The organism is Microvirga sp. GCM10011540 (genome assembly GCF_042650665.1).
Classification (GTDB): Bacteria; Pseudomonadota; Alphaproteobacteria; order Rhizobiales; family Beijerinckiaceae; genus Microvirga; species Microvirga lenta.
The window spans coordinates 251547-264309 of sequence record NZ_JBHSBQ010000145.1; the positions used below are offsets into that span (position 1 = coordinate 251547).

The window sequence follows — 12763 nt, forward strand, 5'->3', positions numbered from 1 at the left end:
CGGCCCGGACTTCGGAATATCGGAAAAGTCCCATGAAACGGCGCATCGTAGTCTCCCTCGTCTTCATCCTCGCGATTGGACTCTGCGCCGGCTTGATCTGGTTCAACTTCTTCCGTGACAAGATGATCCAGAACTTCTTCGCCAACATGCAGCAGCCCGCGCAGGTTGTGTCGGCGGCCAAGGTCGAGGCGAAGACATGGACGCCGGGCATCAACGCCATCGGTACGGCCAAGGCCGCGAACGGCGTCGAACTCGCCGTCCAGGCAGGCGGCCTCGTCAAGGAGATCAACTTCAAGCCGAACCAGCGGGTGAAGCAGGGCGAGGTTCTGGTCCAGATCGACGATGCGGTGGACCGCGCCGATCTCGCGAATGCGCAGGCGACGGTCAGGCTGAGCGAAGCCAATTTCGAGCGTTCCAAGACCTTGGCCTCCCGCGGCTATGCGGCAGAGGCGACCTTCGATCAGACCCAGGCCCAGCTCGCGACCGCTCGTGCGCAGGAAGCGCGCGCCAAGGCGATCATCGAGCAGAAGGCTCTCAAGGCGCCGTTTTCCGGCGTGATCGGCATTCCCCGCATCGATGTCGGGCAGTACGTGCAGCCCGGCACGACGGTTGCCAGCTTCCAGGACCTTCAGTCCATGAAGGTCGACTTCACCGTTCCGGAGCAGCTCGCGAGCAGCATCCAGCTTGGCCAGGAAGTTCGACTGGGCATGACCGAGGGCGACCTTCCCTTCGTGGGCAAGGTCGTCGGCAAGGACCCGCGCGTCGATCCCAAGACACGGCTCGTCGCCGTCCAGGCCCTCGTCGAGGAGAACAAGGACGGCGCGATCCTGCCGGGCCAGTTCCTGCACGTGGAAGCGGTCCTGCCGCCGGAGCCGGATGTCATCACCGTGCCACAGACGGCTGTCATCACGAGCCTGTACGGGGACTACGTCTATACGATCGAGCAGGAAGAGAAGGCGGGTCAGCCGGTCCAGGTGGTCAAGCAGGTCTTCGTGAAGACCGGCCGCCGCCGTGGAGGCTCTCTCGAAATCCTGTCAGGGATCGCGCCCGGTCAGCAGGTCGTCGCCTCGGGGCAGAACAAGCTTCAGGCGGGAGCGACCGTCAAGATCGACAACTCCATCGATGTGACCAAGTTCGACGCGACCAAGCTCGCGAACGGACAATAGGCATAAAGCCATGAGCTTCACAGAACTGTTCATCCGCCGCCCCGTCCTTTCGATGGTGGTGAGCCTCCTGATCCTGTTGCTCGGTGCGCAGGGCCTGATGAACCTGCAGGTGCGCCAGTACCCGGAGGTCGAGGAAACCACGATCACGATCACGACCACCTACACGGGTGCGAGCGCCGATCTGATGCAGGGCTTCATCAGCACGCCCATCGCGAAGTCGGTCTCGAGCGCCGAGGGCGTGGACTACGTCACGTCGCAGAGCCGCCTCGGCCTGAGCACCGTATCCGTGCGCATGCGCCTCAATACGGATCCGAACGCGGCGCTGACCGAGGTGACCTCCAAGGTGCAGCAGGTGCGCGCTCAGCTGCCGGCCGACGCCGAGGATCCGGTCATCGTGAAGGGCACCGGTCAGACCTTCGCCCTGATGTACATCACCTTCGCCAGTTCGGAGATGAATCCCGAGCAGGTCTCGGAGTTCCTGACGCGCGTCGTGCAGCCCCGCTTCGCGACCCTGGAAGGCGTCGGCTCCGCCGACATTCTCGGCGGCCGCGACTTCTCCATGCGGGTGTGGATCGACCCGGTCCGCCTTGCCGCCCGCGGGGTGACGGCCGGCGACGTGGTGGCCGCGATCCGCGCCAGCAACTTCCTGGCTGCGCCCGGAAAGACCAAGAACGAATACGTCGCCTATGCGCTCGAAATGCAGACGACGTTCCAGACGCCCGAGTCGTTCGCCACGCTCCCGATCCGCTCCAACGGCGACCAGGTCGTGCGTTTGAGCGACGTCGCCGACGTCGAGCTCGGGCCCAAGAGCACGGACACCAAGGTCAGCTTCAACGGCAAGGAAGGCACCTTCATCGGCATCACGCCGACGCCGGCCGCCAACCCGCTGACCGTGGCCGAAGAGGTGACGAAGGCCATCGACACGATCCGCCCGACCCTGCCGAAAGGCATGACGGTTCAGATCGTCTACGATGCGTCGAACTTCATCTCGGCCTCGATCGAGGAGGTGTTCAAGACCATCGGCGAGGCGGCGCTCATCGTTATCGTCGTCATCCTGCTCTTCCTCGGGTCCTTCCGCTCGGTGCTCATCCCGATCGTGACGATCCCGCTGTCGCTGGTCGGCGTCTGTTTCGTCCTTTACGCACTGGGCTACTCGATCAACCTGCTCACCCTGCTCGCCATGGTGCTGGCCATCGGCCTCGTCGTCGACGACGCCATTGTGGTGCTGGAGAACATCCACCGCCATATCGAGGAGGGATTGAAGCCCATCGATGCGGCCATTGTCGGCATGAAGGAGATCTTCCTTCCGATCGTGTCGATGACGATCACGCTCGCGGCGGTCTATGCCCCGATCGGCTTCACCGAAGGCCTCACGGGCACCTTGTTCCGGGAATTCGCCTTCACCCTAGCGGGGTCGGTGATCATTTCGGGCATCATCGCCGTGACGCTGTCGCCCATGATGTCCTCGAAGCTCCTGAAGCCTCACGGCCATGGCGGACAGCGCGGCTTCGCCGGTTTCGTGGATCGGACCTTCACGAAGGTGGAGAACTGGTATGCACGGCGCCTGAAGGGGTCGCTCGATTACCGGCCCGTGACGCTGCTCATCGTGGCGGCGCTCCTCGGGACGACGGCCTTCATGTTCGTCAAGACCCCCTTCGAACTCGCTCCGGAGGAGGACCAGGGTGCCTATCTGGGCATCGTCAACGTGCCGCAATACGCCACGCCGGACTATACCCAGGCTTTTGCGGCGCAGTTCACGAACGCTGCCGAGAAGATTCCGGAGATCGACGACAACTTCCTCATCATCGGCATCGACGGTGGCGGCGGCGGCTTCGTGGGCTTCAAGCTCAAGGAGTGGAGCGAGCGCACGAAGAAGGGTGCCGAGACCAAGCAGGAGATTCAGAACCTCCTGAACGAGAACGCAGGTGTTCAGGCCTTCGTCTTCGCTCCGCCGTCCCTGCCCGGCGCCGGCGGCGGCCTCCCGATCCAGTATGTCCTGCGGACGATCGGCGATCCGTCCCAGGCCTACGAGGTCGCGGAGCAGGTGAAGCAGCGGGCGATGCAGTCCGGAAAGTTCATCGTGGTCCAGAACTCGGTGACCTATCAGACGCCCCGCGCGCGGATCATCATCGACCGCGACCGGGCGGCGGCACTCGGCGTGCCGGTCAGCGAGATCGGCAATACCCTCGGGGCCCTCGTCGGCGGTGCACCGATCTCGAAGTTCGACCGGGACAACAGGAGCTACGACGTCATCAGCCAGGTGCGTCAGATCGATCGCCTGAATCCGGAGCGCCTGGGAGAGTACTATGTGCGCGCGGCCGACGGCTCCATGGTGCCGATTTCCGCTCTGGTGCGGATCGAGACCGATGCGGCGCCTGCGGCCATCGAGCAGTTCAACCAGCTGAACGCGGCCACGCTCTCGGCGCTTCCTCTGCCGGGCGTGACGACGTCGGAAGGCCTCCAGGTCCTGCGCTCCATCGCCCAGGAGGTGATGCCGCAGGGCTTCTATGAGGATTATGCCGGTCAGTCCCGCCTCGAGGTCCAGGAGGGAAGCTCGATCCTGCTGGCGTTCGGGTTGGCCATCATCGTGATCTATCTCGTGCTCGCGGCGCAGTTCGAGAGCTTCCGGGATCCCTTCATCATCATGATGTCGGTGCCGCTCTCGATGTTCGGCGCGATGATCTTCCTCAATCTCGGCCTGGCGACCCTGAACATCTACACGGAAGTCGGCCTGATCACCCTGGTGGGGCTGATCACCAAGCACGGCATCCTGATGGTCGAGTTCGCCAACGACTTGAAGGAGAAGCACGGTGTCAGCAGGCGCGAGGCGATCGAGGAGGCGGCACGCGTCCGTCTGCGCCCGATCCTCATGACCACCGCGGCCATGGTGCTCGGTGTGGCTCCGCTCCTTTATGCCAGCGGCGCGGGTGCGGCGGCCCGGTTCTCCATGGGCCTTGTGATCGCGTCGGGCATGTCGATCGGAACGATCTTCACCCTCTTCGTGGTGCCGATGTTCTACACCTTCATCTCGCGGGAGACGAAGAGGGTCGAACATGCGGGCGAGCCGCAGGTCCGACACCCCGCTCTCGCAGCCGAATAAGAAAAAGGCCGGGCAATGCCCGGCCTTTCGATTCTGGTATTTAAAAGGGCAGGGCCTTGCCGGCACCTGCCCTGATCTTTAGCGGGAAATCTCGCCCTCGACTTCGATGAAGGGCGACAGATTCTTGAAGCCTGCCTGCTCCGCAGCCTTTCGGACCGCTTCGGCGACTTCGGTCGAGTGGACCTCGACCGTCTCCCCGGTCTTCGTGCAGACGAACATGACCTTCATCGCATTCACTTCCGGCTGACCGTGCGAGACGATGTAGGAGTTCTGCGTCGCAAGCCGATGCACGAGGCCGGCGTCGCGCAGGAAATCCAGGGCCCGGTAGATCGTCACCGGCGCAAGGCGCTTCTTGTCGCTGCTCAGGCGGTCGACGAGGTCATAGGCCCCGACCGGTCCCCCGCTCTGGACGAGTTCGCGATAAACGCGCTCACGGATGGGCGTCAGCCGCAGATTGTTCTCGCGGCACAAATCGTCGGCGCGGCGGAGGAGATTTTCCTCTTCCTCTTTCTTGAGGGCTCGGGCACTCATGAACCTGGCTCCTGTTACTACGAATCCTATATGTTCATATAGGTAAAGCCTGGCTTGCACAATGTGGTATCGTTGCAATTTCTACTTGCAATTATGCAGATGAATGCAGCCACGCGTGCTTGTCGGAAAGCGCGCCCGGATCGCCGGAATCGGCACTAACATCCGGTGCCGGAAAGAAATTTCGGGAAAAGTGCCGCTATTCTACTTTGCGCAGGTTTCGCAAAGTCCCCTGACCTCAACGGTGACTTTCTTTGGGGAAAACGCGTGGGCGTCACTCCAGTGAGACAGGCGCTCGCTGATCTGCGAGTCGGTGAATTCCTTCACCGATCCGCATTCCTCGCAGATGGCAAAGGCTGCCATGTCGTGATGGTGAGGATGGCTGCAGGTGACATAGGCGTTGAGGCTCTCGAGTCGGTGCGCCAGTCCCTTCTCGATGAGCTTGTCGAGGGAACGGTAGACCGTCGGCGGCGTAACGGCGCCCTTCGACCGCATCCGATCCAGAACCTCGTAGGCCGAGAGCGGATTCTGAGCGGCGACCAGGATCCGATAGACGCGCTTCTGCGTCTCGTTCAACTCGTCTACGGCATGGTTGTGATGTGTCGGCGCCATCGATTTCCACCTGCGATGCTCATCATATAGGCTCCAACCGGCCATTTTTGAATGAGCATCCTCAGGTCTTCCTGACGGAGACCCGCCACCGTGGCAAGAGCGATTGCGGGACTCGTCCGGAACGGTCGATCAGAGGTCGACCCAGGCCGCCTTCCTCTGAGAGGAGCGGACGGCGGCATCGATGAAGCGGACGCCCCTGACCCCGTGCTCGACCGTGGGGGCCTGGAGCGAGAGCGGATCGGGATCCCGTCCCTCGAGACGCGCCGCGATCTGCTCGGCCACATCGGTGTAGATCTGCGCGAAGCCCTCGAGATACCCTTCGGGATGCCCTCCCGGGATGCGGGAGGCCGCGCGCGACACGTCGTTCGCCCCGGCACCGTTGCGGCGGATGAGCCGTGGCGGCTCTCCGAGAGGCGAGAACACCAGCAGGTTGGGATTCTCCTGGTGCCATTCGAGACCGGCCTTCTCTCCGTAGATCCGGATGCGCAGGCCGTTCTCCTGACCCGACGCAACCTGGCTGCACCAGAGCATGCCGCGGGCGCCGGAGGCGAAGCGCAGCATCATGTGCGCATTGTCGTCGAGCCTGCGGCCTTCCACGAAGGTGTGCAACTCGGCAGAAAGAGACGTCACCTCGTCGCCGGTCATGAACTCGACCAGGTTGAACGCGTGGGTGCCGATATCGCCGACCGCCCCGGCAGGGCCGGACCGGGCCGGATCCGTCCGCCACTCCGCCTGCTTGTTGCCCGTCTCTTCCGTGCGGGTGGCAAGCCAGTCCTGGGCATATTCCACCTGCACGACCCGGATCTTGCCGAGTTGGCCGTCCTTCGCCATCGACCGGGCCTGACGCACCAGCGGGTATCCTGTGTAGTTATGGGTCACCGCGAAGATCAGACCGGATTCCTGGGCGAGCTTCGCGAGCTGATCGGCCTCCCGCCTCGTGGTCGTGAGGGGCTTGTCGCAGATCACATGAATGCCGGCCTTGAGAAAGGCACGGGCGGCAGCGGCGTGGGCATGGTTCGGCGTCACGATGGCGACAGCATCAATCCCGTCCTTCAGACGCCGTTCCCGGCGCGCCATCTCGTTGAAGTCGCCATAGACGCGATCCGGTTTCAGAAGGAGGTCCTCTCCCGACACACGGGCGCGCTCCGGGTCCGAGGAAAGGGCGCCCGCGACGAGCTCCCATCTATCATCCAGCCGGGCCGCGATCCGGTGCACCGCACCGATGAAAGCCCCGCGCCCGCCGCCGACCATGCCGAGACGGAGGCGGCGGCTCAGCTTTTGATCCTGAGATGCGGTAATCGTCATCGTCTCACTCCGCGGCCGCACGCATTGTTTCGATGCCGAGCATCCGCCGGTTGGCGGCCTCGTCCGTTCCGCCGGCGGCGAAGTCGTCGAACGCCTTCTCCGTCACGCGGATGATGTGATTCCTGATGAACTCGGCGCCCTCGCGCGCGCCGTCCTCCGGATGCTTCAAGGCGCATTCCCACTCGAGAACGGCCCAGGAATCGTAATCGTATTGGGCCAGCTTGGAGAAGATTGCGGTGAAGTCCACCTGTCCGTCTCCCAGGGACCGGAACCGTCCGGCTCGATTGATCCAGCTCTCGTACCCGCCATAGACGCCGACACGGCCCGTGGGGTTGAACTCCGCGTCCTTGGCGTGGAAGGCCTTGATGCGGTCGTGGTAGAGATCGATGAAGGCGACGTAGTCGAGCTGCTGCAGCAGAAAGTGGCTGGGATCGTAGTTGATGCAGGCGCGGGCATGGCCGCCAACCGCGTCGACGAAGCGCTCGAAGGTCGCGCCGTCGTGGATGTCTTCCCCAGGATGAATCTCGTAGGCGACGTCGCAGCCTGCATCCTCATAGGCATCGAGGATCGGGCGCCAGCGCCGTCCCAGCTCTTCGAAGGCGGTCTCGATGAGACCCGTCGGCCGCTGCGGCCAGGGATAGACGAAGGGCCAGGCGAGGGCGCCCGAGAAGGACACGCTGACGGTGAGGCCAAGGCGCCTGGAGGCCTGCGCCGCCATGAGCATCTGTTCGACGGCCCAGGCCTGCCGTGCCTTCGGATTGCCTCTCACCTCGGGAGCCGCAAACCCATCGAATGCCTCGTCGAATGCAGGGTGAACCGCAACGAGCTGGCCCTGCAGATGGGTCGACAGCTCGGTTATGTCGAGGCCATGACTCTGGACGATGCCCTGGATCTCGTCGCAATAGGTGTCGGACTCGGCCGCCTTTTTCAGGTCGAAGAGGCGAGCGTCCCATGTGGGAATCTGCACCCCTTTGTAGCCGAGTGCCGCCGCCCAGCGACAGATCGAGTCCAGCGAGTTGAACGGAGCCTCGTCGCCTGCGAACTGGGCAAGGAAAAGGCCTGGACCCTTCATGGTTTTCATGGGCTAACTCCCTGGGGCTTTGATATTGAAGGACAAGGGAAAGTCGCCACTGCGGTTATCGGCGCCTTACCGTTGTCCTCGCCCCTTCCCGTGGGAAAGGGCGAGAGACGAGCCGGTTAGAACGGTGAATCGGGGAAGTAGAAGTTCTTCGCGTTGTCCTTCGTGATCAGCTCGGCATTGATCACATAGGTGCCGCGCATCGGAGCATTGGCGAAGAACTGTCCCGCGGTCACGTACATCGCGGTCGCGATCATTCCCGGAGGATAGGACACGTTGGCCGGCACCATCTTGTCCCCGTCCATCACACGCTTGACCATATCCTTCATGCCGGCGCCGCCGAGGACGAACTTGACGTCGTCCCGCTTCGCCTGCCGAATGGCTTCCAGAACGCCCAGCGCCATGTCGTCGTCCGATGCCCAGACGGCATCGATCTTCGGATGCTTGGCGAGGTAGTCCTGCATCACCCGGAAGGCGTCGTCCCGGTTCCAGTTCGCGTATTGCTTGTCGATGACCTTCACGCCGGAGCCCTGGACGGCTTTCTCGAAATTGGTGACGCGCTCTTCGTCGATCACGGTCGGGATGCCGCGGAGGACCACGACGTTGCCTTCCTTCAGGTTGTCGACGAAGTACTTGCCGGCGACACGGCCGAATTCCGGGTTGTTGCCCGCCACGTAGATGTCCTGGATCGAGGCATCCTTGAGGCCGCGGTCCACGACGGTGATGAAGGTGCCGCGCTTCTTGACCTCGCCGACCGGGTTCGTGAGCTCGTCCGAGTTGAAGGGCAGGACGACGAGCGCATCGATATTCTGCGCCGACAGGTCGTCGAGCGCATTGGCCTGGGACGCGCCGTCGGGCGAGGTCTTCACCACGACTTTCAGGCCCGGATAGGTTTTCTCCAGTTGCTTGGCGGTTTCCTGCGCGTGATAGACGACACCGCCGGTCCAGCCATGAGTCGCGGCCGGAATGGAGACGCCGATGGTCACGTTCTTCTGCTGAGCGAAGGCGCCCGTCGCAAGCCCGGCGAAGAGGCCTGCTGCAGCTGCCAGTTTCAGTGCCTTTCCTCTCATGTTTTCCTCCCTGAGGGTTGGCTGAGTCCTTCTTGCTTCCGGTGGACCCCGACCGGCTTCATCGCCCGCGCTGAAGAGAGCGCTGCACGAGCATGGCGATAATGATGATGGCACCCTGGACCGCGCCCACGAGAAACTCGGAGACGAAGTTCGACAGGACCATGATGTTGGCGACGAGCTCCAGGATGATGGCGCCGACGACGGTGCCCCAGACACGCCCTATGCCGCCGCGCAGCGCCGTGCCGCCGATGACGACCGCCGTGATGGCCTGGAGCTCCCAGAGCAGCCCTGTGGTGGGGGTGGCCGATCCCAGGCGCGGCACGTAGACCAGGATCGCGATGCCGACGCAGATGCCCTGAATGACATAGGTCAGCGTGCGGACCCGCCAGATCGGAACGCCCGAGTAGCGTGCCACGTCCTCGTTCGAGCCGAGGGCGATCACGTGGCGTCCGAAGGACGTCTTGTAGAGGATCAAGGCACCGATCGCAGCGACCACGAGAAAGGCGATGATCGGCACGGGAATGCCGGCGATGTCGCCGAAGTAGACGGGGCGATAGAGCTCGCGCAACTCCGAGCTGCGCATGGTGATGGTGCCGCCGGCCGCGAGCCAGATGACCAGCGAGCGGAAAATGCCCATGGTGCCAAGCGTCACGATGAAGGGCTCGATCCGGCCGAATGTGACGATGAGGCCGTTCGCGAGGCCGCACGCGGCGCCCAGGGCAATGGCAGCGGCCATGCCGATCGCCAGCGTTCCCATATCGCCGCCACCGAGATTGTTCAGGGTCAGGATCATGACGCCGGCAACGAGCGCCGCCATGGAGCCGACGGAAAGGTCGAGACCGCCCCCGGCGATCACGAAGGTCGCGCCGACGGCGATGATGGCGATGAATGCCGAGCGCGTCACCACGTTCAGGATGTTCGACGCGGTCAGGAAATCCGGATTGATCAGCGCGCCCGCGATCACGAGGACGATCAGCGCAATGAAGGGCGAGAGCGCCCGCATGTCGACAGTGAATCTGCGCTTTTCAGGGGTGGTGCGAAGCACGGTTTCGGTCATGCATGGCCTGCGGCGATATCCGCCGCCCTTTCCTCGTGGACGCCTGTTGCGAGATAGACGATTGCATCTTCCGAGAGCTCGGCCTGAGCCACCTCACCCGCGATCCGCCCGTTGCGCATGACGAGAACGCGATGGCACAGGCCGATCAGCTCCTGCATCTCCGAGGAGATGACGATGACGGATCGACCCTGTTCGGCCAGGGATGCGATGAAGCGATAGATCTGCTCCTTCGTCCCGATATCGACCCCTCGGGTCGGCTCATCGATGATGACGATGCGGGGCTCCACCAGCATCATCTTCGCAAGAAGAAGCTTTTGCTGGTTCCCGCCGGAGAGCTGCCCGGCCAGCAGGTCCCGCCGTCGGGCGCGGATGTCGAAATCCCTCACGGCCGCATCCAGCGCTCTTTCCTCGGCGGGCACGTCGATGAACGAGCCACGCCCGAACTTGTCCAACGCAGCCAGGGTCAGGTTGACCCGCAGGTCCTGCTGAAGGAGGAGGCCTTTGCCTTTCCGGTCCTCCGACAGGTAGACGACACCGGCTGCCATGGCTTCGCGCGCGTCGCGGAAATGAACGTTGCGGCCATCGATGGCGATCGAGCCATGGCTGGGACGAAGGCCGACGAGGCCCTCGAACAATTCGGTGCGCCCGGCGCCGATGAGGCCGCCGAATCCGAGGATTTCGCCACGGCGGAGCGTGAACGAGGCGTCCTCCACATAGCCCGGCACGACCAAGTTCCGCACGGAGAGAATGTCTTGGTCGGAAGCGGTCAAGGGCTTGTCGGGATAGAGTTTGGACATGTCCCGCCCCACCATGAGGCGCGCCATTTCCAGCGGCTCGAGCCCCTCGATGTCCCGGACGGTGACGAGGCGGCCGTCGCGGAGCACGGTCACTCGATCCGCAACCGCCTTCACCTCGTTGAGACGATGAGAAATGTAGAGGATCGCCACGCCCTGGGCTCGCAGCCGGCGGATGATCTGAAAGAGGCTCTCGGCCTCGATCGGGGTGAGGACGGCAGTCGGCTCGTCAAACGCGACCACCTTGTGCGGCACGAGAAGGGCACGGGCGATCTGGACGAGCTGCCGGTCGGCGATGGAGAGGCGGCGCACCTCCCGGTCGGGGTCGATGGAGGAGCCGAGCTCCGCCAGAGCCGCGCGGGTTTGCTCCCGCATCGCCCTGTCGTCCACGAAACCGAAACGCCGCAGCTCGCGTCCGAGGAAGAGGTTCTGTGTGACCGTCAGATCCTCCGCGAGCAGAATTTCCTGGTGGACGAGCACGATCCCTCGGTTCTCGGCGTCGACGGGGCCCGAGAAGGTGGTCGGCTGATCGTTCAGGAAGAGGCTGCCCTTCGTTGGCGGGAGGTGCCCCGAAAGGATGCGCATCAGGGTCGACTTGCCCGCACCGTTCTCGCCGATGACCGCGTGGACTTCGCCCGGCCTCAGGTCGAGCGAAATGCCGCTCAGAACCTCGATGGGACCAAAGGATTTCGAAATATTGTCTGCGCGAAGAACAGAGGCCATGGACTGCTCCGGACCGTTTCGAACGGATGGGCCGCTTTCGGTTGGCGAAAACGCTCAATCGGGCGCGAATGCGCCGCTACGGATCAGCCTGAAGACGCAAGAGCCGGCATTCGTTTCCTCCAGATGTGTCTGCGTCCTCTTGCGGGACGCTTCGATGGCTTGAGAGCGGTGCAGGGTTTGACAACGCTCCCATGTAAACGATTACATTCACTTTACCGCAATGATTGCCTCTGTCAAACAGGAGCGCCTGTGGGAAAGGGCGATGGACGAAATCGGACAAAAACGCAGGCTTAGGCCCGGCGACGGCCAAGCGCGCGCTGCGCGGATCCAGGACGTCGCGCGGCTGGCCGACGTCTCGACGGCGACCGTGAGCCGAGCCTTGGCGACTCCGGATCGGGTCTCTCCCGAGGCGCGTGCGCGCGTGTTCGATGCCATCGCGAAGACCGGCTACGTGCCCAATCCCGCCGCGCGTTCACTGCGCTCGCAGAAGACCTACATGGTGCTCGTGGTTCTACCCGACCTGGCGAACATGTTCTTCTCCAGGATCCTGCGCGGCATCGAGGAGACGCTTTTCGATGCCGGCTACGGCATGATCATCAGCGATCTCGACGGCTCCCCCGAAAAGGAGGCGCATTTCGCGGCTTTCACGGCGGCGGGGCGGGTCGATGGCGCCATTCTCCTCAACGGGCACCTCTTCGGGCAGAGCAGAGACGGGAAGGGGACGCCTGCCAACCTCAACATCCCTCTGGTCGCGCTCTGCGAGGCCATTCCAGGCGCGGACATTCCTCAGATCGAGATCGACAACCGGGCCGCGGCCCGTCGGATGACCCAGCACCTCGCCTCGCTCGGACACCGGCGCATCGCCTATGTCAGTGGCCCGCCCGAGAACGTGCTGGAGCATGAGCGCTTCAAAGGCTACCGCGAAGGCTTGCGGGCCTGGGATCTCCCGTTCGATCCTGCCCTCGTCCTTCCGGGGGATTACACCCTTGATTCGGGAACGCAGGCCGGTCAGCTCCTGCTCGCCAAGCCCGAGCGGCCGACGGCCGTATTCTGCACCAGCGACGAAATGGCGATCGGGCTCGTGCGGACCCTGCGTTCCGCAGGTCTGCGTGTGCCTGACGACATATCCGTGGCCGGCTTCGACGACATAGAGTTCGCGGCCGCAGCCCAACCGGCCCTGACGACGGTCCACCAGCCCCGGCGGGAATTGGGGCAGGCTGCAGCCAGTACGTTGATCGACCTCCTGCAGGGGCGCATGGCGCCCAAGCGCATCCGCCTCAAGACCGACCTGATCATTCGCGACAGCGTCGCTGACCTTCGCTGATCTGAA

Annotated in this window: 10 protein-coding genes; 3 read left to right on the forward strand and 7 right to left on the reverse strand. The window is 63.6% G+C overall.

Features of this window, described 5'->3' with window-relative positions; all coding sequences use genetic code 11:
- Positions 1-32 precede the first annotated feature (32 nt).
- Positions 33-1166, forward strand: coding sequence for an efflux RND transporter periplasmic adaptor subunit (locus tag ACFOYU_RS27070; protein WP_226739072.1), 1134 nt, complete (start codon positions 33-35; stop codon positions 1164-1166).
- A 10-nt stretch (positions 1167-1176) separates the two neighbouring features.
- Positions 1177-4266 (forward strand): efflux RND transporter permease subunit, encoded by a 3090-nt coding sequence (locus ACFOYU_RS27075; protein ID WP_377035917.1) that lies wholly within the window; start codon positions 1177-1179, stop codon positions 4264-4266.
- Positions 4267-4344: 78 nt separating this feature from the next.
- On the opposite strand, the gene ACFOYU_RS27080 is transcribed toward ACFOYU_RS27075, so the two are convergent.
- The 7 genes from ACFOYU_RS27080 to ACFOYU_RS27110 all read right to left on the reverse strand — a co-directional run bounded on the left by ACFOYU_RS27080 (position 4345) and on the right by ACFOYU_RS27110 (position 11433).
- Positions 4345-4797 carry a Fur family transcriptional regulator gene (locus ACFOYU_RS27080; protein WP_226739076.1) on the reverse strand — a complete coding sequence of 151 codons (453 nt, stop codon included), beginning with the start codon at positions 4795-4797 and terminating at the stop codon, positions 4345-4347.
- Positions 4798-4998: 201 nt separating this feature from the next.
- Entirely contained in the window at positions 4999-5406 is a 408-nt protein-coding gene (locus tag ACFOYU_RS27085) for a Fur family transcriptional regulator (protein WP_226739078.1), read from the reverse strand.
- A gap of 129 nt (positions 5407-5535) precedes the next feature.
- Entirely contained in the window at positions 5536-6711 is a 1176-nt protein-coding gene (locus ACFOYU_RS27090; RefSeq protein WP_377035918.1) for a Gfo/Idh/MocA family protein, read from the reverse strand.
- A 4-nt stretch (positions 6712-6715) separates the two neighbouring features.
- Positions 6716-7792, reverse strand: coding sequence for a sugar phosphate isomerase/epimerase family protein (locus ACFOYU_RS27095; protein WP_377035919.1), 1077 nt, complete (start codon positions 7790-7792; stop codon positions 6716-6718).
- Positions 7793-7908: 116 nt separating this feature from the next.
- Positions 7909-8859: a substrate-binding domain-containing protein gene (locus tag ACFOYU_RS27100; RefSeq protein ID WP_377035920.1), complete on the reverse strand. Its 951-nt coding sequence runs from the start codon at positions 8857-8859 to the stop codon at positions 7909-7911.
- Between the two features lie 58 nt (positions 8860-8917).
- Entirely contained in the window at positions 8918-9916 is a 999-nt protein-coding gene (locus ACFOYU_RS27105) for an ABC transporter permease (RefSeq protein WP_226739085.1), read from the reverse strand.
- The gene (locus ACFOYU_RS27110) at positions 9913-11433 is read right to left on the reverse strand and encodes a sugar ABC transporter ATP-binding protein (RefSeq protein ID WP_377035921.1); all 1521 of its coding nucleotides are present in this window, start codon (positions 11431-11433) and stop codon (positions 9913-9915) included. The genes ACFOYU_RS27105 and ACFOYU_RS27110 overlap by 4 nt, the downstream gene beginning before the upstream one ends.
- A gap of 262 nt (positions 11434-11695) precedes the next feature.
- Here ACFOYU_RS27110 and ACFOYU_RS27115 point away from each other — a divergent pair, with 262 nt between their 5' ends.
- Positions 11696-12757, forward strand: coding sequence for a LacI family DNA-binding transcriptional regulator (locus tag ACFOYU_RS27115; protein WP_377035922.1), 1062 nt, complete (start codon positions 11696-11698; stop codon positions 12755-12757).
- Positions 12758-12763: the final 6 nt, after the last annotated feature.

Excerpts from the sequence above, each read along its gene's own strand:
- ACFOYU_RS27100 (WP_377035920.1), bottom strand. The coding sequence starts at position 8,859 with ATGAGAGGAAAGGCACTGAAACTGGCAGCTGCAGCAGGCCTCTTCGCC.
- ACFOYU_RS27080 (WP_226739076.1), bottom strand. The coding sequence starts at position 4,797 with ATGAGTGCCCGAGCCCTCAAGAAAGAGGAAGAGGAAAATCTCCTCCGC.
- ACFOYU_RS27115 (WP_377035922.1), top strand. The coding sequence starts at position 11,696 with ATGGACGAAATCGGACAAAAACGCAGGCTTAGGCCCGGCGACGGCCAA.
- ACFOYU_RS27105 (WP_226739085.1), bottom strand. The coding sequence starts at position 9,916 with ATGACCGAAACCGTGCTTCGCACCACCCCTGAAAAGCGCAGATTCACT.
- ACFOYU_RS27110 (WP_377035921.1), bottom strand. The coding sequence starts at position 11,433 with ATGGCCTCTGTTCTTCGCGCAGACAATATTTCGAAATCCTTTGGTCCC.
- ACFOYU_RS27095 (WP_377035919.1), bottom strand. The coding sequence starts at position 7,792 with ATGAAAACCATGAAGGGTCCAGGCCTTTTCCTTGCCCAGTTCGCAGGC.
- ACFOYU_RS27075 (WP_377035917.1), top strand. The coding sequence starts at position 1,177 with ATGAGCTTCACAGAACTGTTCATCCGCCGCCCCGTCCTTTCGATGGTG.
- ACFOYU_RS27085 (WP_226739078.1), bottom strand. The coding sequence starts at position 5,406 with ATGGCGCCGACACATCACAACCATGCCGTAGACGAGTTGAACGAGACG.
- ACFOYU_RS27090 (WP_377035918.1), bottom strand. The coding sequence starts at position 6,711 with ATGACGATTACCGCATCTCAGGATCAAAAGCTGAGCCGCCGCCTCCGT.
- ACFOYU_RS27070 (WP_226739072.1), top strand. The coding sequence starts at position 33 with ATGAAACGGCGCATCGTAGTCTCCCTCGTCTTCATCCTCGCGATTGGA.